Origin of the sequence: Rhizobium sp. 2MFCol3.1 (assembly GCF_000377565.1) — a bacterium.
Classification (GTDB): domain Bacteria; phylum Pseudomonadota; class Alphaproteobacteria; order Rhizobiales; family Rhizobiaceae; genus Rhizobium.
Map to the genome: position 1 here is coordinate 56,608 of NZ_KB898367.1, position 23,882 is coordinate 80,489.

A 23,882-nucleotide genomic window follows, 5' to 3' on the forward strand; every position below is an offset into this window, starting at 1 on the left:
TCGATTCGCATTGCCGTTCGATTGCCACTGCCAATGTTTTCAGTGTGGCCGCAAAAGACCGGTATTGTTCATGCGGCAGTCATATTTGGCAGTGCACAACGCAAACCCTACCGACCATAACTTTGTTTGGATCCAGAACCGAACCCATGTCTATTTCCCCCACGTCTCCGAGCCCGTCCCGCGAGTCCGAAACCAAGCAGATCGATCACAACGACTCGATCCGCGCGACCTATATGTCGATCGAAGACATCAGGGCGATGGGTGCATCCGCAGCCACCTCAGGTGTCAACTCGCTGGTCGCTTTCGCACCCTTCGACTTCTTCGCCCGGCATAAGGAGAATGAGAAGGAAATCCTGCGCGTCTACCGCACGACGGCGGCGGATGTGGAGGCCGGTGAGACGATCACCCCGGCCGCCGAGTGGCTTCTGGACAACCACTACATCGTCGAGGAAGCGATCCAGGAAGTCCGCCGCGACTTTCCCAAGCGCTTCTATCGCGAGCTGCCGACGATCGATGTGAACGGCACCAAGATCCCGCGCACGCTGGCGCTGGCCTGGCTCTATGTCGCCCACACACACAGCACCATTTCGCAGGAAAGCCTGACGGCGCTGGTCGATGGTTTCCAGGAACATGAAACACTGCGGATCGGCGAGCTCTGGGCGCTGCCTTCGCTGGTGCGTTACGTTCTGGTCGAAAACCTGCGCCGCATCTCGATCCGCGTCGAGCGCAGCCGCCGCATGCGCCGCCGCGCCAACGAGGCCGCCGACGAGTTGGTGCGCCTGACCGATCCGGCAAAGGCAGCCGAGTATCTGAAGACGCTTGAGCCGCTTGCCGAGGACAATACGTTCTCAACGCAGTTCCTCTACCGCATGCGCGACGGCTCGCAGACCTCGAGCCTCGCCATCACCTGGCTGGATGAGCGCCTCGAGGCGCTCGGCCGTGACACCGAAGCGACGACGATGGCCGAGCATAGTCGTCTCTCCTCCGGCAACGTCACGATGGGCAACATCATCCGCAGCCTGCGCGAGATCGACGACACCGAATGGTCCGTCTGGGTCGAGCAGGTCAGCCACGTCGACAAGCTGCTCTGGGACAACTCCGACTACGGCCTCCTCGATTCCGGCTCGCGCAACAAGTACCGCAAGCAGATCGAAAAGCTCGCCAAGCGCTCCACCATGACCGAAATGGAGATCGCGCAGCTCGCGCTCGACATGACGGACGAGGCGAAGGAATCGGGCGAAGACGATCCGCACGAGCCCAATGTCGGCAGCTTCCTCGCTGGCGCGCAGCGTCCGAAGCTGGAAGCGAGAGCGACCTACAGCCCGACGCTGGTGCAGCATTTCGTTCGCGCCGTCCGCCGTTTCAACTGGCTGTCGATCGCGGTACCGGTGCTGCTCCTGACCATTCTCGCGATGGTCATCGTCGGCCATTTCATGGCAAGCGCCGGCATGGCGCCGATCGCCATCATCCTGCTCCTGATCATGTTCTCGCTGCCGGCATCGGAAGGCGCGACGGGTCTCTTCAATACCGTGCTCTCCTTCTTCGTCACGCCGGCGCGCCTCGTCGGCTACGAGTTCAAGGAAGGCATTCCTGAGGACGCACGCACGCTTCTGGTCGTCCCCTGCCTGATCTCGAACCGCGACAGCGTCGACGAACTCGTCCGCAACATCGAGGTTCACTATCTCGCCAACCCGCGCGGCGAGATCTACTTCGCGCTTCTCAGCGACTGGCCGGACAGCCAGGTCGAAGAGACGGCCGCCGATCTCGAAGTTCTCGACTACGCTCGCCGTGAAGTCGCAAACCTTTCTGCGCGTTATGCCTATGACGGCAAGACCCGCTTCTATCTCCTGCACCGCCGCCGCCTCTACAATCCGTCGGAAGGCGCGTGGATGGGCTGGGAGCGCAAGCGCGGCAAGCTGCACGAGCTGAACCTGCTCCTGCGCGGCGACCGCGACACGACCTATCTGCCGGGCGCCAATGTCGTGCCTGAAAACGTGCAGTACGTGATGACGCTCGATGCCGATACGCGCCTGATGCGCGACGCCGTCACCAAGCTCGTCGGCAAGCTCTATCACCCGACCAACCGCCCCGTGATCAACCCGGAGACCGGCCGCGTCGAAAGCGGCTATGGCGTCTTGCAGCCGCGCGTCACGCCGTCTCTGACGACGGGCAAGGACGCATCGGTTTTCCAGCGCGTCTTCTCGATCAACCGCGGTCTGGACCCCTATGTCTTCACCGTCTCCGACGTCTATCAGGACCTCGCGGGCGAGGGCACATTCACCGGCAAGGGCCTCTATCACGTCGATGCCTTCGAAGCGGCCCTGAAGGGGCGCATCGAGGAAAACTCGGTTCTCAGCCACGACCTTCTCGAAGGCTCGATGGCGCGTTGCGCGCTGGTAACCGACCTTGAACTCGTCGAGGACTTCCCGACCCGTTACGAAGTCGAAACCTCGCGCCAGCATCGCTGGGCGCGTGGCGACTGGCAGTTGTTGCCTTACATGTTCAGCACCAAGCACGGCGTAACCGCGCTCGGCCGCTGGAAGATGTTCGACAATCTGCGCCGCTCGCTGACCCCGATCGCCTGGTTCTTCGCCTCCGTGCTTGGCTGGTACTTCATGGATCCGCTCGGCGCCCTGATCTGGCAGATCGTGCTGATCTTCTGCCTGTTCGTCGCTCCGACGCTGTCGCTGATCAACGGCATCATCCCCCGCACCAGCGATATCGTCGCGCGCGCCCACCTCTATACCGTCTGGTCCGACATCCGCGCCGCCAACGCGCAGGTGGCGCTCCGCATCGTCTTCATCGCCGACGGCGCCTGCATGATGGCTGACGCTATCGGCCGTTCGCTCTACCGCCTCTTCGTCAGCCACAAGCTGATGCTGCAATGGAAAACCGCAGCCAGCGTTCAGGCTGGCAAGCAGGGCACGATCTGGTCCTATTACAAGGCCATGTGGCACGCACCGGTGCTGGCCGTGCTCGGTCTCGCCTTCGCCGTCGTCTCCGGCGACAAGGCGTATCTGGTCGGCATCCCCTTCGTTGCGCTCTGGATCCTTTCCCCGCTGGTCGCCTATTACGTCAGCCAGTCGGCGGAAACCGAAGATCGCCTCGAAGTCGCCGAATCCGTCTCCAACGATCTGCGCAAGATCGCGCGCCGCACCTGGCGCTATTTCGACACCTTCACCACGGCCGAACAGAATTACCTGCCGCCTGACAACGTCCAGGAGACGCCGCACGTCATCGTCGCGACCCGCACGTCTCCGACCAACATCGGCGTCTACCTCCTGTCCGTGGTCTCCGGCCGCCAGTTCGGCTGGTTCTCCTTCGAGGAAACGATCGAACGTCTCGAACAGACGATCGCCACCATCGACAAGATGGAAAAATTCCGCGGCCACCTGTTCAACTGGTATCACACCGATACGCTGGAAACGCTTGGACCGCGCTATGTCTCCGCTGTCGACAGCGGCAATCTCGCCGGTCACCTGATCGCGATCTCGTCCGCCTGCCGCAACTGGGCCGAAGCCCCGTCCGCGCACATGCAGGGCAGCCTCGATGGCGTCGGCGACACGGCCGGCATCCTGGCCGAAGTGCTGGCCGACCTGCCGGATGATCGCAAGACCGTGCGTCCGCTGCGCCGCCGCCTGGAAGAACGCATCATCGGCTTCCAGAACGCGCTCGCAGCCGTCAAACGCGAGCACGAATTCGCGTCGATCCGCATCATCAATCTCTCGGTTCTTGCCCGCGACATCCAGAAGCTTGCCGCAAACCTCGATCACGAGGTGAAGTCGGCACTCAGTGCCGAGGTTACCCAGTGGGCCGAGGCGCTGGTCAAGGTCTGCGAAGCGCATATCTCCGACAGCACCTTCGACCTCGCCAATATCGACGCTCTACGCCCGCGCCTGATTGCGCTGCGCGACAAGGCCCGCGATCTGGCCTTCTCGATGGACTTCGGCTTCCTCTTCCGTCCGGAACGTCGCCTTCTGTCGATCGGTTACCGCGTCGAAAGCGGCGAACTCGATCAGGCCTGCTACGACCTTCTCGCTTCCGAATGCCGCCTGACCAGCCTCTTCGGCATCGCCAAGGGCGACCTGCCGACCGAACACTGGTACCGCCTCGGCCGCCAGGTCGTGCCGGTCGGCTCGCGCGGCGCGCTGGTCTCCTGGTCCGGCTCGATGTTCGAATATCTGATGCCGCCTCTTGTCATGCAGGAGCGTGGCGGCGGTATCCTAAACCAGACCAACAATCTGGTCGTGGTCGAGCAGATGAATTACGCCCGTAAGCTGGGCATTCCGTGGGGTATCTCGGAAGCGGCCTTCAACGCCCGCGACCATAACCTCAACTACCAGTACACGAACTTCGGCGTACCGACGCTCGGCCTGAAGCGCGGTCTCGGCCACAACGCCGTCATCGCCCCTTACGCCTCGATCCTCGCCAGCCAGTACAATCCGCCGGCGGCTATCGAGAACCTCGAGCGCCTGCGCAAGCTCGGCGCGCTCGGCAAATACGGCTTCCACGACGCCGTGGACTTCACGCCGACCCGCGTGCCCGAGGGCAAGACCTGCGCCGTCGTCTACAACTACTATGCCCACCACCATGGCATGTCCATCGCGGCCGTCGCCAACGTCGCTTTCAACGGCCACCTGCGCGAGCTCTTCCACTCCGATCCCGTCATCGAAGCGGCAGAACTGATGCTGCAGGAAAAGGCGCCGCGCGATATCCCTGTGATGAGCGGCAAGCACGAGTCTGACACCCCGGCCAGCATCCAGGACGACCTGTTGCGCCCGGAGATCCGCAAGATCTACGATCCGGCCGCACGCGACCGCGAACTCGTCTTCCTCTCCAACGGCCACTACTCGATGATGCTGACCGCCACCGGCGCCGGCTACTCGCGCTGGAACGGCCAGTCCGTTTCCCGCTGGAAACCCGATCCGACCGAGGATCGCTGGGGCACCTTCATCTTCCTGCGCGACACCACTACCAACGAATGGTGGTCGGCAACGGCGGAACCGAAGAGCATCGAAGGCGAGCAGGTCAAGGTTCTCTTCGCCGATGAAAAGGCGGAGTTCACCAAGACCGTCGGCGAACTCACCAGCGAAGTCGAGGTCATCGTCGCCACCGAGCACGATGCCGAAGGCCGCCGCCTGACGCTGCTCAACACCGGCACGGAAGACCGCTTCATCGAAGTGACATCCTATCTCGAACCGGTGCTCACCAACGACGACACCGACAACGCGCATCCGGCCTTCGCCCGCATGTTCGTGAAGACGGAGATCGGCAAGCGCGGCGACGTCATCCGCGTCGAGCGCAACAAGCGCGACGGCAACGAGCCGAATATCGCGGTCGCGCATCTGATCGTCGACAATGCCGGCGCGACGCGCCACACCGAGTTCGAAACCGACCGCCGCAAGTTCCTCGGACGCGGCCGCAGCCTCGCAAACGCTGCCGCCTTCGACCAGGGCGCCACGCTCTCGGGCACCGACGGCTTCACGCTCGATCCGGTTCTGTCGCTGCGCCGCACCGTCCGCGTTCCTGCCGGCAAGAAGGTGAGCGTCATTTTCTGGACCATCGCGGCGCCATCGCGCAACGAAGTGGACCAGGCAGTCGATCGCTACCGCCACGCCGATGCCTTCAACCACGAGCTCGTCCAGGCCTGGACGCGCACGCAGGTGCAGATGCGCCATGTCGGCGTGACCTCGCAGCAGGCATCCGCCTTCCAGCATCTCGGCCGCCACCTCGTCTACCCCGACATGTATCTGCGTGCGGATACGGCAGCGGTTCAGGCAGGCATGCAGTCGCAGTCCTCACTATGGCCGCTGGCGATTTCGGGCGATTTCCCGATCTTCACCCTGCGCATCAACGACGACATGGATCTGGATATCGCAAGGGAAGCCCTGCTGGCACAGGAATACCTGCGCTCGCGCGGCGTCACCGCTGATCTCGTGATCATGAACGAGCGTGCCTCTTCCTACGCACAGGACATGCAGCACGCCGTCGACCAGATGGCCGAGAACGTCCGTCGTCTCGGTCAGGCAGACGGCCTGCGCCAGCACATCTTCACGGTCCGCAAGGACCTGATGGAGGAATCGACCTATCACGCGCTGATCTCGGCATCTCGCGTCACCTTCCATGCCAAGAACGGCAAGATCATCGATCAGATCAATCGTGCCGTGGCGCTCTTCGCGCCGACCAAGGAAGAGCAGCAGGAACTCGAGAAGGTCAACGCCACGAAATCGCGCGCCAAGCGCACGGCACCGGTCGCCAAGGCGCAGGTTCCGGCACTGGTGGTTGAAGAGCATGGCGATCTGAACTTCTGGAACGGCATCGGCGGCTTCTCCGGCGACGGACGCGAATATGTCGTCCGCGTCCCCGGCGGCCACGCCACCCCGCAGCCGTGGATCAACGTGATCTCGAACGAGAAGTTCGGTTTCCACGTCGCGGCAGAAGGCGCCGGTTTCACCTGGAGCACCAACTCGCGTGACTACCAGCTGACCCCATGGACCAACGACGCGGTCATCAACCGGCCAGGCGAGGCGATCTATGTAATGGATCGCGACAGCGGAACCATTATGACGCCATTCGCTGCCCTGTCCGACCGCCAGGACATCCAGTTCGAAGCCCGTCATGGCCTCGGCTACTCTGTCTTCTCCAGCGTCCAGAACGACGTTTCTCTGGAACTGACGCAGACGGTCGATCGCGAGCGACCGGTGAAGCTGCAGCGCTTGCGCCTGCGCAACAACGGCAGCAGCCAGCGCAAGCTGCGTCTCTATGGCTACGTCGAGTGGGTACTCGGCAACAATCCGCAGAAAACCGCGCCGTTCATCCTCTCCGAGCACGACGCCGAGACCGGCGCCATGTTTGCGAGCAACAACTACAGCATCGACTACTCCTCGCGCGTGGCCTTCTTCGCCGCCAGCGAGGCACTGTCGGGCTACACGGCAAGCCGCCGCGAGTTCATCGGCAAGGCTGGCACCATCAAGGCTCCGGCAGCCTTGAATCCGACTACCGTTCTATCGAGCAACATCGATCTGGATGGCGATCCGGCAGCGGCTCTCGCTATCGACATCGACCTCGCCGCCGGCGAGGAGCGCGATGTCATCCTCTATCTCGGTGATACCGCGACGAAGGAAGAAGCCCGCGCGCTGATCGCCGATATCCGCAAGTCGTCCTTCGACGGCGCGGTTCAGGCAAACCGGGATTTCTGGCAGGCCTTCACTGGCAAGCTGCAGATCTCGACCCCCGACCAGGGCATGAACACTCTGATCAACACCTGGCTGCCCTACCAGAGCCTCGGCTGCCGCATCATGGCACGCACGGCCTTCTATCAGGCCAGTGGCGCCTTCGGCTTCCGCGACCAGCTGCAGGATACGTTGGCTTTCGTGCTGCATGAGCCGTCGATCGCCCGCAAGCAGATCGTCAACGCCGCCTCGCGTCAGTTCCGCGAGGGTGATGTCCAGCATTGGTGGTTGCCGGGAACGGGCGCCGGCGTTCGCACGCTGATCTCCGACGACGTGGTCTGGCTGGCCTACGCCATCCACCATTATTGCACGGTGACTGGCGACAAGAGCGTTCTCGACGACGAGCTCGCCTTCATCGAGGGCCCGGCCCTTCTGCAGGGACAGCACGATTCGTTCTACCGCCCGGAAAAATCGGAGGACAAGGTGAGCGTCTACGAGCACGCTGCCATCGCGCTCGATCTCGCCATCGCCCGCAAGGGAGCGAACGGCCTGCCGCTCTTCCTGGGCGGCGACTGGAACGACGGCATGAACCGCGTTGGCATCGGCGGCAAGGGCACCAGCGTCTGGCTCGGCTGGTTCCTCGCCGGCGCGCTGCGCTCCTTCAGCGCCTTCGCAGCCGAACGTGGCGACACCGCCCGCGTCGAACGCTGGGGCAAGCACCTCACCGAACTCAAGGCAGCGCTTGAAACCGCTGCCTGGGACGGCGCCCACTACCGCCGCGGCACATTCGACGACGGCAGCCTGCTTGGTTCGAAGGAAAGCCTGGAATGCCAGATCGATTCGATCGCGCAGTCCTGGAGCGTGCTGTCAGGGGAGGGCGATCCGGCCCATGCCGCAAAGGCCATGGATTCGGTACTGTCGAAGCTCGTCGACATGGATGCGCGCATCATCCGCCTGTTCACGCCGCCCTTCGCCAACTCGGCCAAGGATCCCGGTTACATCAAGGCGTATCCGCCCGGCGTTCGCGAAAATGGCGGCCAGTACACCCACGCGGCCACCTGGGTCGTCATGGCATTGGCCGAGCTCAATCGCGGCGACGACGCACTGCGTTGTTTCGACCTCTTGAACCCGATCAGCCACGCCAAGGACCCAGCATCTGCCGAGCACTACCGCGTGGAACCCTATGTCATCGCCGCCGACGTCTATGGCGACGGCGCATTGACGGGTCGTGGCGGCTGGACCTGGTACACCGGTTCCGCCGGCTGGCTCTACCGCGCAGCGGTCGAGGGCATCCTCGGAATCCGGCTCAAGAACGGCCGCATCCATGTGAAGCCGTCGCTGCCGACAACATGGGAAGGCTTCTCCGCGGAAATCGAGCACGCGGGGGCTAAATACCTCATTTCGGTCTCAAAATCGTCCCATCCGAGGGGCTACGATTTGACCATCAACGGACGTCAAGTCACCGATCCCGACGAGGGATATCCGGTCGGATAACCGCACTTTTCATGCAAACCATCCGGCGATTCGTTGAGGCCAAGAGGGAAACCTTTTGGCCTCAACTGCGTTTGCAAAATGGAAGCATGGAGAGGTCAATGGTAACGACGCCCGAAAACACGTTCGGTGCAGGACGCAGGATTGCGACTGCGGCGCCATCGAAACGAGACACGCGATTGGACGTTCTGCGCGGTCTCGCGCTCATCACGATCTTCATCAATCACGTGCCCGGCCAGATCTTCGAGCATCTGACCACCAAGAATTACGGCTTCTCTGACGCCGCCGAGGCCTTCGTGCTGATCTCGGGCATCGCCGTGGGCATTGCCTACGGCTCGCGCTTCAAGGTCGCCGCCTGGTTCGAAACAGCCAAGAAATCGACGAAGCGCGCCTTCACGCTCTATCTCGCCCACATGATCACGACATTCATGACGCTCGCTCTTTTCATCGCGGGTGCATGGCTGTTCCATCGCGCGGGCCTTCTTTGCGAAATTAATATTCTTGCGGTTCTCACCAACCCGCAGGCCGGGATTCCGGCGCTCATGCTGCTCGGACACCAGATCGGATACAACAACATTCTGCCGATGTATGGCGCGTTGATGCTGATGGTCCCCATCATCCTTCTGCTTGAAGCGAAAAGCCCGCTGCTGGCATTGGCCGTTTCGGGGTCGGTCTGGCTGCTGTCGGGGATATATGAGATCGCCCCTCACAACACCCTGATCGAGGGCTACTGGTTCCTCAATCCGCTGTCCTGGCAGTTCCTGTTCACGATCGGCATCGTCGGCATGATGCATGTGCGCCGTGGCGGTAAGCTGCCCCAGCACCCGCTGCTGATGGCCTTGGCCGCCGGTTATGTCGCCTTGTCCTTCGTATGGGTCGTCGGTCAGCTCTGGGGCATCGGCAATGCGCTCGCCTCGCTCGGCCTGCCGCCAGTCATCACCGGCTTCGACAAGACCTTCCTGTCGCTGCCGCGTCTTCTGCACGTGCTGGCGCTCACCTACCTGGTGCTCAACATCGGCGCGCTCTCCGACCTGCTACGCCGTCCCGAGGACAACCCGCTGGTGATCTTCGGCCGCCATTCGCTGAACATCTTCGTCGCCGGCACGATCCTGGCGATGGTCGGTCAGGTGCTGCTCTACATCAACAATGGCGACAAGATCGTCGGCCCGATCTTCGTGGTTCTCGGTATCGTGATCCAGTTCGTCTACGCCTATCATCTTGAGCGCAAGAGAAAGCTGGGTCGCGCCGCTTCCGCCAAGCTGAAGGCGCCCCAGGGCCGGGCACTGCAGACAGTCTCCGTACGCGCCGATAACGGCCGTGGCATCAATCGGAAGTGACATCGCAAGGGCCGTGCCAGCGCTATCAGCACAGCGCGGCCCCTAGCAAAAACCTTGACTCCTGTGGAAAACCTTTTAAGAGCAGCGGTGGAAAAGGAATATCCATGGTTCGCCAAGAACACGCCATTGCTGCACGCAGTGACCGGGCACGAGTTGCCGGGATGGTTATGATTTTTCCGGTTTCTTCCAAAACCAAGGCCAAAACGACGACGAAAACCGTCTGACGTCTCTGGCCTGCCGCTCTCTCCCCGGCTCGGCTGGGGACAGAAAGCCGCAATCGTTGCGCGCTTTCCCCCTCACCGAACAAGAGGAGAGATGAGAAAGAGAGCTTGAAAATGGGTTTTAAAGTTGCAGTTGCGGGAGCCACCGGAAATGTCGGCCGGGAGATGCTCAACATCCTTTCCGAACGCGGTTTTCCCGCTGACGAAGTCGTAGCGCTGGCCTCCGCGCGCTCGCAGGGTCTTGAAGTGTCCTACGGCGACAAGACGCTGAAGGTCATGAATCTCGAAAACTACGATTTCTCCGACACCGATATCTGCCTGATGTCTGCCGGCGGCGACGTATCGAAGAAGTGGTCGCCGAAGATCGGCGCGCAGGGCTGCGTCGTGATCGACAACTCCTCTGCATGGCGCTACGACCAGGACGTTCCGCTGATCGTGCCGGAAGTGAACCCTGACGCCATCGAGCAGTTCACCAAGCGCAACATTATTGCCAACCCGAATTGCTCGACCGCCCAGCTCGTCGTGGCCCTGAAGCCGCTTCACGAAGCCGCCACCATCAAGCGCGTCGTCGTCTCGACCTACCAGTCCGTTTCCGGCGCCGGCAAGGACGGCATGGACGAACTCTTCAATCAGACGCGCGCGGTCTTCGTCGCCGATCCGATCGAGAACAAGAAGTTCACCAAGCGCATCGCCTTCAACGTCATTCCGCATATCGATAGCTTCATGGAAGACGGCTACACGAAGGAAGAGTGGAAGGTTCTGGCCGAAACCAAGAAGATGCTCGACCCGAAGATCAAGGTGACCTGCACGGCCGTGCGCGTTCCCGTCTTCATCGGCCACTCTGAATCGGTCAACATCGAGTTCGAGAAGGAAATCACCGCCGATCAGGCTCGTGATATCCTGCGCGATGCGCCGGGCTGCCAGGTGATCGACAAGCACGAGAACGGTGGCTACATCACGCCTTACGAATCCGCCGGTGAAGACGCGACCTTCATCTCGCGCATCCGCGAGGACGCAACCGTCGAGAACGGCCTCAACATGTGGGTGGTTTCCGACAACCTGCGCAAGGGCGCGGCATTGAACGCGATCCAGATCGCCGAATTGCTCGTCAATCGCGGACTTGTGAAGCCACGCAAGCAGGCGGCTTGAATATTTTCTTAACCATGTCTTGTTAAGCCCGTTACTTAAGTTAAGGCTTATTCAGGGGCGCGGGATGTCAGACGGCATCTCGCGCTCATCAAATGAATGGTCGTGACAACGTTGCCGATAGCGGGCTCCAGTCCGGCTGAAGGCTAGGCTGATCGAGATCGGGGTATTCGATGCGCAAGACAAAACTTTTGCTGGCAGCGGCGGCAGTGTTCGCCATGTTCCAGGCACTTCCGGCAACGGCTGAAGCGGCACCACAGTGCAGCAACACCAGCGCTGGCTTCGACCAGTGGGTGGTTGCCTTCAAGCAGGAAGCCGCGGCCAACGGCGTCAGCCGTTCCGTTCTCGACAAGGCTTTCGCCAACGTCGTCTATAACAGACCCACCATCTCCGCCGACCGTGGCCAGAAGAGCTTCAAGCTCTCCTTCGACGCCTTCATGCAGAAGCGCGGCGGCCAGGCCATCATCTCGCGCGGCAAGGGCATGAAGCGCGCAAACGCCGCGCTCTTTGCCAACATTGAGCGCAAGTATGGCGTTCCGGCCGGCCCGCTGATCGCGATCTGGGGCATGGAAACCGGTTTTGGCAGCTATATGGGCACCCAGCACACCATGTCCGCTGTCTCCACGCTCGCCTTCGATTGCCGCCGCACCGCCTATTTCACGGACCAGCTGTACGCCGCCCTCCAGCTCGTCGGCGAAGGTTTCCTTAGCCCACAGGCGCGCGGCGCCGCCCACGGCGAAATCGGTCAGACACAGTTTCTCCCGCGCAACGTCGTGCTCTACGGTGCAGATGGCGATGGTGACGGCCGGGTTGACATGGTCGGCTCACGCGCAGACGCGCTGGCCTCGACGGCAAACTTCCTGAAGGGCCACGGCTGGCGCCCGGGTGCCGGCTATCAGCCGGGCGAGCCGAACTTCGCAGCCATCTCCGGCTGGAACGCGGCAACAGTCTACCAGCAGGCAATCGCCTACATCGGCCAGCAGATCGACGCAAACTGATCCGCATCTAATCATGAAATAAAAAAGGCGCCGCGGGAAAACGCGGCGCCTTTTTGCTTGTCTCGGATTATGGTGTCAGACGTCAGGGCGAATGAAGTCGCGCGTCTCTGCGTCCATGACCCACAATTCGCCGGTCGAAATATCGAACCAGGCGCCGTGCAGCTGGATGTCACCAGCCTCTTCGCGCGCCTTGATCTCCGGAAATGTCCTGAGATTGTCGATCGAGTTGCGGATCGACACGCGCTCCAGCGCCGTCTGGCGTTCGCCGGGTGTCATCACGTCATTGCTCTGGATCTGCTCGGCAGCCGGCCGCACCAGCGACATCCAGCGTCCGATGAAGTCGCCAGGCGACAACGGCTCGGCATCGGGATCGAGCGCCGCGCGGATACCGCCACAGCGACCGTGTCCCATGACGACGATATCAGTGACCTTCAGGGCCAGCACCGCGAACTCGAGTGCCGCCGAGGTCGCATGGAAATTACTATCAGGCTCGTAGGGCGGCACCATGTTGGCGACGTTGCGCACGACAAAGAGCTCGCCGGGCCCGGAATCGAAGATGAGTTCCGGCGCCGCGCGAGAGTCCGAACAGGCAATGACCAGCGTGCTCGGGCTCTGCCCGTGCTCCGCCAACGTCCTGTATCGGTCACGAGCGTCGGCATAACGCCCGCTCATGAAGTTGCGATAGCCGTCGAGAAGTGTATCTGGAAAACGCTGCATGATCTTCGATTACAGCGTGAGCGATGCAAGATCAATATCGCAGCGCCAAATGCGTTAACGGCGCGGCCGCTAGCTCTTTCGCCGCTGCGCCGGATGCATCAGATGCCGCATCTGTACCATCGCCATCGGCGTGGACAGGCTCGAGGCATCATTCGCCAACGTCAACTCATCGCTGCCGCGCTTCACAGCCCGGGCCAGCACCTCGTAAACGCTGGCTGTCGCCAGCTGCAGCGCCTTTTCATCTTCCATGCCGGACTGTAGCCGCGACAGGAAGAGAGCGGCAAGAAGATCGCCCAACCCGTTTGGCGGATTGTCGATGAGCCGGTGCTCGGCAAGCAGCGCGTGGCGCCCGGAGAGATAGAGGTTGCCCGTTCCACCAGCCATCATCGGCACCGCCGAGGTCACCAGCATACGAGCGGGCCCAAGGGCGAGTGCCGCCTCCATGATCTCGGTATTGCTCTCCAGCGGCGCGCCGGACAGCCAGGCGAGTTCGTAGCGATTGGGGGTCGCCAGCGACGCAAGCGGGATCAGATGGTCGCGGATCGCCTCGGCCGTCGCCTCGGGAACATAAAGCCCGCCGAGATCGCCCATCACGGGATCGCAAACGTAAAACAGATCGGGATTGCGCTCACGAAGCGCGGTGATCAGCCGGCCGACGGAGCGGGCCTGCGCGGCATTGCCGAAATAGCCCGAAAGCACCGCCTTGACCTCACCGATCCAGGGCGCGCGAATGAGATCGTCGATCGCCGCGTCGAAATCGGCCTCCGCGAAGGTCAGCCGCGTCGAACGGCCGTGGCCCGGATGCCAGGGCAGCACGATTGTCGGCAGCGCCCATACCTGGTGGCCGAGCGTCTCGAGCGCGAATACCGCCGCCCGATTACCGACCGATCCACGAACGACGTGGCTCGATATGACGATGACCGTGCCTGCTGCATTCTGCGACATGTTTATTCGATCCGGGTTCCGATCCTCAGTTGATCGTCTTTTTGCTGCGCGACTGTCAACAACTCTTCATTCGAGCATGATCAAAGTTCTGGCGACAAAAATCATATTCGGATCACTTTTTACAGAATTGACAACATGCCGGCTAAATTCGCACGAAAACTGCGATCGACGTCCCTATTTTAGCAATTTTTCTGTCAAACCTTCTGCTAACCTGCGCGCAATCGAGAAAATGGGGGACACAGTCAATGGCTGCTCGAAACAATCCGAAACGGGAAAAGCAGATCGAGAGCGCGAACAAGATCGCGACAGCGATGGGCGAGCACTATCTCGCGCCCGATATCCTCTTCGGACGCGCCAGCGGCGACGACCTCGAATCCTACACGCCTGAAATGCTGGCGATTTCCGCCGTCCACTGCGCGGCCGAACTCGCGTCCTGGAACGGCAACGCACCGCGCGTCACCGTCACCTCGCTCGACAATGTCGAGCCGGATGGCGTGGCGGTATCGGTGCTGTCGGTGACCGATCACAACATGCCGTTCCTCTACGAATCGGTCATGGGCGAGGTAACGAGCAGCTACCGCGATCTCTTCATGGCGGTTCATCCCATTCTCGTCATGCAGCCAGGTCACCCGCCGGAACTCTATTCTCCGGATATGCCGGGCGAGCCTGCAAACCGCGTCAGCCACATCCAGCTTCACCTCGCCCCGCTCACCCCGGCGCAGTCCGCCGATCTCATCGAGCGGATCGAAATCGTCCTCGAGCAGGTGCGCCTGTCGGTTTCCGACTGGAAGCCGATGCTGGACAAGCTCGGCACCGCCATCGACGAGCTGTCGTCGCGCAATGTCGGCCGCCGTAAGGCGGATCGCGACGAAGCGGTCGCGTTCCTGACTTGGCTGCGCGATGCCAATTTCACCCTTCTGGGCATGCGCGAATATGTCTATTCCGGCAAGGGCTCGGATGCGAAGGTCGAGCGCGACAAGGGCACGGGGCTCGGCATACTTTCCAACCCGGATGTCCTTGTGCTCCGGACCGGCCGCGACGCCGTCACCACGACGCCCGAAATCCTCGCCTTCCTCGACGGCCCCGATTTCCTGATCGTCACCAAAGCCAACGTTAAATCCGTCGTCCACCGCCGCGCCTATATGGACTATGTCGGCGTGAAGCGCTTCGACGAGAATGGCAATGTCACCGGCGAGCTGCGTATCGTTGGTCTGTTCACCTCGACCGCCTACACATCGCTAGCGACAGACATCCCGCTTCTGCGCTCAAAGGTCGAGAAGGTGAAGGAGCATTTCGGCTTCGATCCGATGAGCCATTCCGGCCGCATGCTCGACAACACGCTTGAATCTTATCCGCGCGACGATCTCTTCCAGATCGACACCCAGCTGCTCGCCACCTTCGCCGAGCAGATCAACGATCTCACCGACCGCCCGCGCGTGCGGGTGCTGCCGCGTATCGATCACTTCGATCGTTTCGTCTCCGTCATCGTCTACGTGCCGCGCGAGGAATATGATTCGATCGTGCGCGAGAAGATCGGCACCTACCTCAAGACCATCTATGACGGCCGCGTCTCGGCCTATTACCCGGCTTTCCCCGAAGGCGGCGTCGCCCGCGTCCATTTCATTATCGGACGCTCCGGCGGAAAGACCCCGCGTATCCCTCAGGCAAAGCTCGAAGAAGCGATCCGCTCCATCACGGCCCGCTGGGACGACCGCTTCGAAATGCTTGCCGGTCCCAAGGCGCCCAAGATCAAGGTCAGCAACGCCTTCCAGGATCTCTTCCCGCCGGAAGAAACCTTCGCCGACTTCGCCGACATCGTTGCCTGCGCAACGGGCGAACAGATCCGCATCGAATTCTACACGCGCATCAAGGATGGCGTGTCGCTGCTGTGCCTCAAGATCTTCCACTTCAATGGTCAGCTTGCGCTCTCCCGCCGCGTACCGCTGCTTGAGAATCTTGGCTTCAGCGTCATCAGCGAAGGCACCTTCGACATCAACGTGACATTGGCCGACGGCAGCGAGAAGCTGGTCGTGCTGCATGACATGGAACTCGAAGCCCAAAGCGGCGCCGAGATCGATCTGCAGCAGCATGGCGCCGCACTGGAAGAAGCTTTCCTCTTCGCCTTTGCAGGTGTCATAGACAACGACAACTTCAATCGCCTGATCATCTCGGCTGGTCTGTCGGCCCGCGAGACAAGCGTGTTGCGCGCCTACTCGCGCTATCTCCGGCAGGCCGGCATCGCCTATTCGCAAGATTACATCGCGACGACGCTGGATAAATACCCGGCTATCTCGTCGCTGATCTTCCGCCTGTTCCACGATGGCCTGGATCCGAAGCTGACCGAGAAGAACCGGATCAAGAAGGCGACCGATCTTCACGCCAAGATCGAGACCGCGCTGTCGGACGTTCCAAGCCTTGATGACGACCGCATCCTGCGCCGTTACGTCAACGTGGTCGACTCGACGTTGCGCACCAACTACTTCCAGCGCAATCCCGATGGTTCCGCAAAGGCCATGCTGGCCTTCAAGCTCGATCCGCATTTGATCGACGGACTGCCGGCGCCGAAGCCGTTCCGCGAAATGTTCGTTTACGGCGTCGAGGTCGAGGGCGTTCATCTGCGCTTCGGCCGGGTGGCGCGCGGCGGGCTTCGCTGGTCGGATCGCGCCGAGGATTATCGCACCGAGGTGCTCGGCCTCGTGAAGGCACAGCAGGTCAAGAACGCAGTGATCGTGCCTGTCGGCGCCAAGGGCGGCTTCTATCCGAAGAAGCTACCTGTGGGCGGCAATCGCGACGAGATCTTCAATGCCGGGCGTGAAGCCTACAAGACCTACATCCGCACGCTGCTCTCGATCACCGACAACATTTCCGGCACCGAAATCATCCCGCCTGAAAACACGGTGCGGCTCGATGGTGACGACCCCTACTTCGTCGTCGCCGCCGACAAGGGCACGGCAACCTTCTCCGACACGGCGAATGCACTGGCGCAAGAAGCCGGCTTCTGGCTCGACGATGCCTTCGCATCGGGCGGTTCCGCCGGTTATGATCACAAGAAAATGGGCATCACCGCGCGCGGCGCCTGGGAGACCGTGAAGCGCCATTTCCGCGAAATGGACATCGACATCCAGACAACGCCGTTCACCGTCGCGGGCGTTGGCGACATGTCGGGCGACGTCTTCGGCAACGGCATGCTGCTCTCGCCGAAGATCCGGCTTCTGGCCGCCTTCGACCACCGCGACATCTTCATCGATCCCGATCCTGACATGACCAAGACCTTGGCGGAGCGTCAGCGGCTGTTCAACCTGCCGCGCTCGAGCTGGCAGGACTTCGACAAGAACCTGCTCTCGAAGGGCGGCATGATCATCTCGCGCTCGGCGAAATCGGTAACGCTCACCGCACAGGCCGCCGCCGCGATCGGCATGGACAAGACGGTCGCAACGCCGTTTGAAGTCATGACCGCGATCCTGAAAAGCCCTGTCGACCTGCTCTGGTTCGGCGGCATCGGCACCTACGTGAAGGCGACTGCCGAAACCGATACTGACGTCGGCGACAGAGCCAACGATCCGATCCGCATCAGCGCCGACGAAGTACGCGCCAAGGTCATCGGCGAGGGCGCCAACCTCGGCGTCACCCAGCGCGGCCGCATCGCCTACGGGCTGAAGGGCGGTCGCTGCAATTCGGATGCAATCGACAACTCGGCCGGCGTCAACACCTCGGACGTCGAAGTGAATATCAAGATCGCGCTCGCCGCCGCCATGCACGACGACCGGTTGACGCGACAGAAGCGCGACCAGCTGCTCTCCTCGATGACCGATGAAGTCAGCAAGCTGGTGCTCCGCAACAACTACCTGCAGTCGCTCGCCATCTCACTGACCGAGCGCAAGGGCACCGCGAACGGCCTCGAGCTCACCCGCTTCATGGGCGTGCTGGAGACCGCCAAGCAGCTCAACCGCAAGGTCGAGACACTTCCCGACGACACCGCGATGGCCGAACGCTACGCCGCCAACAGACCGCTCACACGGCCGGAGATCGGCGTCCTGCTATCCTACGCCAAGATCGTTCTCTTCGACGCGCTAGCGGCAAGTGATTTGCCGGATGATCCCTATTTCGAGGCGACGCTCTCGCAATACTTCCCGGCCAAGATGCGCAAGTCCAATGCGTCGGATATCGCCAACCACCGCCTGAAGCGCGAGATCGTGGCGACAGTGCTGGCCAACGAGGCCATCAACCGCGGCGGCCCGAGCTTTGCCGTCAGCATGATGGACGCGACAGCCGCTTCGGCGCCCGAAGTGGTGCGCGCCGCCATCATCGCCCGCGACGGCTTCGATCTGAGCCGGCTTTGGAGCGAGACCGATGCGCTCGACGGCAGGATTTCCGGTCAGATGCAGAACCGCATCTACGAGGAGATCAGCCATATCTTCACCGTGCTGACGCGGCTGCTGTTGAAGATGCAGATGGCCAAGGGTGATATCGCCGAAACCATCGACAGGCTTCGCGCGGCCTTCAAGAAGCTGCAGCCGGTCTTCGCCAATCAGGTCGTTCCCGAACTCGAAGCGCGCCAGGTCGAATATCAGGCCGCCGGCGTGCCGGACAAGCTTGCAGGCGAGATCGCGCATCTGATCGGCTTCGCGCTCGTGCCTGAGATCATGCAGATCGCGGAGCGCACGGGCGAGCCGCTGACCCGCGCCGCCGAGAGTTATTTCGCGGTCAGCCAGACCTTCCGTATCGGCCGACTGCTGGCAGCCGGCAGCCGCATCACCACTTCGGATCACTACGAAAACCTGGCTCTGGCGCGAAGCCTCGACCAGATCGCGACCGCGCGCCGCGATATCGTCAGCTCCGCTCTCTCAAACAACGGCAAGGAAAAGCTGCCGGTGCAGGCATGGCATGCAAGCGACCGGATCAGGATCAACCGCATCGCCGAGGAACTGGCGGGTCTCAGCGAGGGTGGCGATCCGAATCTCGCCCGCATCACCGTCGCCGCCGGCCTGCTGACCGATCTTGCCAGAGACGGGACGAGGTGAGACAGTCCGCTCCCAAATCAGGAGCAGGCCGGTGAATCGCATTGACTGGACGGGAACACAGCCCCAGCGGGCCACGCGCAGGGGCATCTGGGGCTGGATGTTCTTCGACTGGGCGGCGCAGCCATTCTTCACCGTCGTCACCACTTTCATCTTCGGCCCCTACTTCGTGGCCAGGCTGACAGCCGATCCAGTCTCCGCGCAAACGCTCTGGAGCAACATGGCGACGATCTCTTCGGTGATCATCGCCATTCTCTCGCCCATTCTCGGCTCGATTGCCGATCAGTCCGGCGGACGAAAACCATGGATCGGCTTCTTCGCCGTCATCAAGATTGCCAGCCTCTGCTGCCTCTGGTTCGCGGCACCCGGTTCACCGGTCATCTATCCGGTGATCTTCATGATCCTGGCGTCGATCGCCGCGGAATTCTCGATCGTCTTCAACGATTCCATGATGCCGCGCCTCGTCGGGAAGGATGAAGTCGGGCGGCTGTCCAACACCGCCTGGGGCCTCGGCTATCTTGGCGGGATGATCGTGCTGATCGCAGTGGTGGCACTGCTCGCCGGAAGTCCCGAGACCGGCAAGACCATTCTTGGCCTCGACCCGCTCTTCGGGCTTGATCCACACACCGGCGAGGATGCGCGCATCACCGGCCCGATCTCGGCCGTCTGGTATCTGATTTTCGTACTTCCGATGTTTCTGTTCACGCCGGATGTGAAAGGCGGCCTTCCCTTCGGCGCCGCCGTGCGCTCCGGGCTGCGTGAAGTCAGGCACACGCTGGCTGAACTGAGGGAGCGCCGCCCGCTCATGCGCTTCCTCATCGCCCGCATGATCTACCAGGACGGCGTCAACGGCCTGCTGATCCTCGGCGGCGCCTTCGCGGCCGGCATGTTCGGCTGGGCAACCATCGAGATCGGCATCTACGGCATCATTCTCAACGTGGTGGCGATTTTTGGCTGCATCATCGCTGGACGTATCGATGCGCGCATCGGCTCGAAGGCAACCATCGTAATCAGCCTGACCATGCTGCTTCTCGCGACGTTCGGCATCGTATCGACCGAACCCGGCTATACGCTCTTTGGGCTGGTGCCGCTTCCGACGGCGGATTCGGGAGGTCTTTTCGGCACCGCGGCGGAGAAAGCCTATATCGGCTACGGCCTGCTGATCGGCCTGGCATTCGGCCCTGTGCAGGCCTCCTCGCGCTCTTATCTGGCGCGCAGCGTCAGCCTTGATGAGGCTGGCCGCTATTTTGGCATCTACGCGCTGTCAGGCCGGGCAACCAGCTTCATGGCGACGCTTCTGTTTTCGATCGTGACTTATGCGACAGGCTCGTCGCATCTCGGCATGGCCACGCTGGTCCTGTTTCTGGCCGGCGGGCTGGTCCTGTTGGTCCGGACGCCCTATCCGGCGGATAGGGCGTAGCCGTTTTCATCGAAACTTAGTGGCGGAAGTGGCGCATGCCGGTGAAGACCATCGCCACATTGTGTTCGTTCGCCGCGTCGATCACTTCCTGATCGCGCATCGAGCCGCCCGGCTGGACGACAGCCGTGGCACCGGCGGCAATCGCCGACAGCAGGCCGTCCGCGAACGGGAAGAAGGCTTCCGACGCAACGGCGGAGCCCTTGGTCATCGGCTCGGCCCAGCCCATCGCCTTGGCGGCATCCTCGGCCTTCAGCGCGGCGATGCGCGCGGAATCGATGCGGCTCATCTGGCCGGCACCGATACCGGCCGTCTGGCCGTCCTTGGCATAGACGATGGCATTCGACTTGACGTGCTTGGCAACCGTATAGGCGAACTTCAGGTCCACCAGTTCCTGCGCCGTCGGCTGGCGATTGGTAACGACCTTGAGCTCGATATCATCGATCATGCCGTTGTCACGGCTTTGCACCAGCAGGCCACCGGCAACGGTCTTCGCCGTGAGGCCGCGCGAGCGCGGGTCGGGCAGGCCACCGGTCACGAGCAGGCGCAGGTTCTTCTTGGCCGCGATGACGGCCTTGGCTTCTTCCGTCACCTCAGGCGCGATGATGACTTCGGTGAAAAGCTTGACGATCTCTTCCGCCGTCTCGGCATCGAGCAGTTGGTTAAGCGCGATGATACCGCCGAAGGCGGACGTGCTGTCGCAGGCGAGTGCTCGGAGATAGGCGTCCTTCAGCGTCGGACCGGTGGCGACGCCGCACGGATTGGCGTGCTTGATGATCGCGCAAGCCGGGCCGGTCTTCTCGGGCGAAAACTCGCCGATCAGCTCGAAGGCGCCGTCCGTGTCGTTGATGTTGTTGTAGGAGAGCTGCTTGCCCTGCAGAAGCGTAGCCGTGGCAACGCCCGGACGGTTTTCGCCGGTCACATAGAAGCCGGCCGTCTGGTGCGGGTTTTCGCCGTAGCGCATCTCTTCCTTCAGCACGCCGCCGATGACCCGGTGACGCGGCGTGTCGATCGACAGCGCCTCGGCGAACCAGTTGGAGATCATCGCATCGTAGGCGGCCGTGCGCGCATAGGCCTTGGCGGCGAGGCGCTGGCGGAAGGCATAGCTGGTCTGGCCGGCATCGGACGACAGCTGCTCGAGCAGCTCCGGATAGTCGGCCGGATCGGTCAGGATCGCCACATAGGCATGGTTCTTGGCCGAGGCGCGGATCATCGCCGGACCGCCGATATCGATATTCTCGACGGTGGTCGGATAATCGCCACCCGCCGCGCGCACATCCTCAAACGGATAGAGGTTGATGACCGCGAGATCGATACCATCGATCCCATGCGCCTTCATCGCTTCCTGATGCTCGGCATCGTCGCGGATCGCCAGCAGACCGCCGTGAACCTTGGGGTGCAGCGTCTTCACGCGGCCGTCCATGATCTCCGGAAAGCCCGTGACGTCGGAAACGTCGGTGACATCGAGGCCAGCAGCTGCGATCGCCTTGTGGGTGCCGCCGGTCGACAGCAGCCGGACGCCCTTTTCGGCAAGCGCGCGCGCGAGGTCTACGATGCCGGTCTTGTCGGAGACGGAGAGCAAGGCGGTCTTGACGGCAACCTTGTCGGGGGCGGGGATTTTCTTGGAAACAACGGCCATGTGGCTTCTCCGTTCGATCTTCGGGAGACATCCGGCGAGGTGCGCGGAATATGGCGCCGCGTTAGCACAGCTTTGCGCCGGCGAAAACAGCCGCTAGCTTCTGCGGGACAAAAACCACCGTATTTCCGGCTTTTCCGGATAGGCGAAGCTGATTTCCATCTGATCGGAGGCGCAGATACCGGAGGCATCGGCAAAGAACACGTCCTCGGCGATCTCGACCGTATTGCCCGGCGAGGAAAACAGCCAACTCTCGCCATCCGGCGCCGTCATCAGGATGGACTCCCGATCCATCTGCTTCAGATTGATAGACGGATGGGCATGAAAACGCGCGACGGCCATGAGTTCGCCTTCACCTCTACGCTCTTCGGAAACAGTAAGGCGATCGAGCCCGGTCATGATCGACCCCGTGGCGTTCAACGTGAGCTCACGCTCGTGCAGGACACCGAACTCTTTCAGATAGCCGTCGTGGCTGGCCTTGACGACATCCCTGCCATCATCGGCGACCACGCGATCGACCTGAACCGTCTTCACCGGATCGGTGATCAAGTGCGCCAGGAAGTCGGAAGACGCGAAACGGCTGGAGGACGTATCGTTGAGCGTCACGGTCGTATGCGCAGCCGTGGTGCGGGCGACCTGCACATAACGGTTGCCGGCGAATTTCGGCGATCCCGAATTCACGATAAAACGGTGCCGTCCAGATGACATCTCAAAGGACAGGCATCCGGCATGAACCGTGCGTGAGAGGTTACCAGCAGGCGGAAGGCCGGTATCGGCGATAACGACGGTGCGCCCGGCTGCCAGACGTTGATACCGCGAATGCGGCATAGCCTTGAACGGCTCGCCTGCCGTCTCGTCGTAACGCAGCAGCGAAACGATCTCGTTCGCCGACGTCGACGTCGCGCCGTTGAACAGAGCGAGATCGCCATCCTGGTGACGGAAGAAGCGCAGCGCCGGATACATGCGATCGATGCCGGATATCAGCTTCTGCGGCAGATCGTGTCCGAGATTGATATAGGTCTGCCGTAATGGCAGCAGATCGAGCAGGAGCTCGAGCGCGACGCGCGGATTGCGCGACACGTGCCCCCCGTCCGGCAGAATCTGGCTATCAAACTCGACATCGAGCGCTTCGGAAGATTTGCGGATCACGCTGGCGCGCACCGGCATGGAGATCGAGGCCATGGCAAGCGCAAGGCGCACCCGAAAACGGACCTCTCCCGGCGGGGCATAGCGTGCCATGCGGCGCAGGAAGCGGACCTGAAACGCCAGCGAGCGCACGAAGCGGCGATAGAAGCCGCGATCGGCATTCTGCAGCACCACAGGCGAATGCGACAGCCACGCAATGACGCGCGTCGCCGTAACATCGATCTCCCAGGCAATGCCTTCCATCCGTCCACCGTGAATGGAAAGCCAGCTATTGACGATCGCGCGGGCGACGTTGGAATGCAGATCGTTCTTCTTGGAGCGCATATGGCGCAGCCAGCCGAAGCCGTGCAACCTGATGGCGAAGGAGCGCGAGGGCAGGCTCAGCGTAAACGGCGACTTTCCGCCGGTCTCCAGCATGCGGCCGGCAAGCGGGAAACGGCCATTGATGATTTCCTCGGCAACATGCGAATCGACAGGCCTAAGATCCGTCGGCGCCACGATCAGCCGCTCGGGCACATAGACCGTGTGGCGAAACAACTTGAGGCGCAGAAGTGCAGCACGGCAAAGTACCCGCCGCCAAGCCTCCCGCAGGTAAAGACCTGAAAACCGTCCGGACCGCATTTCGATTGTCTATTGAC

11 protein-coding genes are annotated in these 23,882 nt (G+C 62.0%); 7 read left to right on the top strand and 4 right to left on the bottom strand.

What is annotated here, in order from left to right; all coding sequences use genetic code 11:
* The first annotated feature begins 146 nt into the window (after window positions 1-146).
* From D460_RS0123730 to D460_RS0123745, 5 genes are all read left to right on the top strand, one after another.
* On the top strand, window positions 147-8,666 hold the full coding sequence (locus tag D460_RS0123730; RefSeq protein WP_018901090.1) for a glucoamylase family protein: 8,520 nt from the start codon (window positions 147-149) through the stop codon (window positions 8,664-8,666).
* A gap of 98 nt (window positions 8,667-8,764) precedes the next feature.
* Complete coding sequence (opgC, locus tag D460_RS33700) at window positions 8,765-10,000, top strand: OpgC domain-containing protein (protein WP_051110826.1); 1,236 nt, start codon at window positions 8,765-8,767, stop codon at window positions 9,998-10,000.
* A complete protein-coding gene (locus tag D460_RS36865; protein WP_081619966.1) occupies window positions 9,997-10,224 on the top strand; it encodes a hypothetical protein in 228 nt (75 codons plus the stop codon). The genes opgC and D460_RS36865 overlap by 4 nt, the downstream gene beginning before the upstream one ends.
* A gap of 111 nt (window positions 10,225-10,335) precedes the next feature.
* Complete coding sequence (locus D460_RS0123740) at window positions 10,336-11,370, top strand: aspartate-semialdehyde dehydrogenase (protein WP_026283462.1); 1,035 nt, start codon at window positions 10,336-10,338, stop codon at window positions 11,368-11,370.
* A 170-nt stretch (window positions 11,371-11,540) separates the two neighbouring features.
* Window positions 11,541-12,365 carry a lytic murein transglycosylase gene (locus D460_RS0123745; protein ID WP_018901093.1) on the top strand — a complete coding sequence of 275 codons (825 nt, stop codon included), beginning with the start codon at window positions 11,541-11,543 and terminating at the stop codon, window positions 12,363-12,365.
* Window positions 12,366-12,440: 75 nt separating this feature from the next.
* Here the strand turns inward: D460_RS0123745 and D460_RS0123750 are convergent, their stop codons facing one another.
* Both D460_RS0123750 and pdxY read right to left on the bottom strand, forming a co-directional pair.
* Entirely contained in the window at window positions 12,441-13,082 is a 642-nt protein-coding gene (locus D460_RS0123750; RefSeq protein ID WP_018901094.1) for a carbonic anhydrase, read from the bottom strand.
* 69 nt (window positions 13,083-13,151) lie between these two features.
* Window positions 13,152-14,027 (bottom strand): pyridoxal kinase PdxY, encoded by an 876-nt coding sequence (gene pdxY / locus D460_RS0123755; protein ID WP_018901095.1) that lies wholly within the window; start codon window positions 14,025-14,027, stop codon window positions 13,152-13,154.
* A 245-nt stretch (window positions 14,028-14,272) separates the two neighbouring features.
* Between pdxY and D460_RS0123760 the strand changes: the two genes are divergently transcribed.
* A complete protein-coding gene (locus D460_RS0123760) occupies window positions 14,273-19,048 on the top strand; it encodes an NAD-glutamate dehydrogenase (RefSeq protein WP_018901096.1) in 4,776 nt (1,591 codons plus the stop codon).
* Between the two features lie 31 nt (window positions 19,049-19,079).
* Window positions 19,080-20,465 (top strand): MFS transporter, encoded by a 1,386-nt coding sequence (locus D460_RS0123765; protein WP_026283463.1) that lies wholly within the window; start codon window positions 19,080-19,082, stop codon window positions 20,463-20,465.
* A gap of 16 nt (window positions 20,466-20,481) precedes the next feature.
* Here the strand turns inward: D460_RS0123765 and purH are convergent, their stop codons facing one another.
* Window positions 20,482-22,101, bottom strand: a complete 1,620-nt coding sequence (gene purH, locus D460_RS0123770) for a bifunctional phosphoribosylaminoimidazolecarboxamide formyltransferase/IMP cyclohydrolase (RefSeq protein ID WP_018901098.1) — start codon at window positions 22,099-22,101, stop codon at window positions 20,482-20,484.
* Between the two features lie 93 nt (window positions 22,102-22,194).
* Window positions 22,195-23,865: a heparinase II/III family protein gene (locus D460_RS0123775; protein WP_026283464.1), complete on the bottom strand. Its 1,671-nt coding sequence runs from the start codon at window positions 23,863-23,865 to the stop codon at window positions 22,195-22,197.
* Between the last annotated feature and the right edge of the window lie 17 nt (window positions 23,866-23,882).

Excerpts from the sequence above, each read along its gene's own strand:
- D460_RS0123775 (WP_026283464.1), bottom strand. The coding sequence starts at position 23,865 with ATGCGGTCCGGACGGTTTTCAGGTCTTTACCTGCGGGAGGCTTGGCGG.
- pdxY (WP_018901095.1), bottom strand. The coding sequence starts at position 14,027 with ATGTCGCAGAATGCAGCAGGCACGGTCATCGTCATATCGAGCCACGTC.
- D460_RS0123740 (WP_026283462.1), top strand. The coding sequence starts at position 10,336 with ATGGGTTTTAAAGTTGCAGTTGCGGGAGCCACCGGAAATGTCGGCCGG.
- D460_RS0123730 (WP_018901090.1), top strand. The coding sequence starts at position 147 with ATGTCTATTTCCCCCACGTCTCCGAGCCCGTCCCGCGAGTCCGAAACC.
- purH (WP_018901098.1), bottom strand. The coding sequence starts at position 22,101 with ATGGCCGTTGTTTCCAAGAAAATCCCCGCCCCCGACAAGGTTGCCGTC.
- D460_RS0123760 (WP_018901096.1), top strand. The coding sequence starts at position 14,273 with ATGGCTGCTCGAAACAATCCGAAACGGGAAAAGCAGATCGAGAGCGCG.
- D460_RS0123750 (WP_018901094.1), bottom strand. The coding sequence starts at position 13,082 with ATGCAGCGTTTTCCAGATACACTTCTCGACGGCTATCGCAACTTCATG.
- opgC (WP_051110826.1), top strand. The coding sequence starts at position 8,765 with ATGGTAACGACGCCCGAAAACACGTTCGGTGCAGGACGCAGGATTGCG.
- D460_RS0123745 (WP_018901093.1), top strand. The coding sequence starts at position 11,541 with ATGCGCAAGACAAAACTTTTGCTGGCAGCGGCGGCAGTGTTCGCCATG.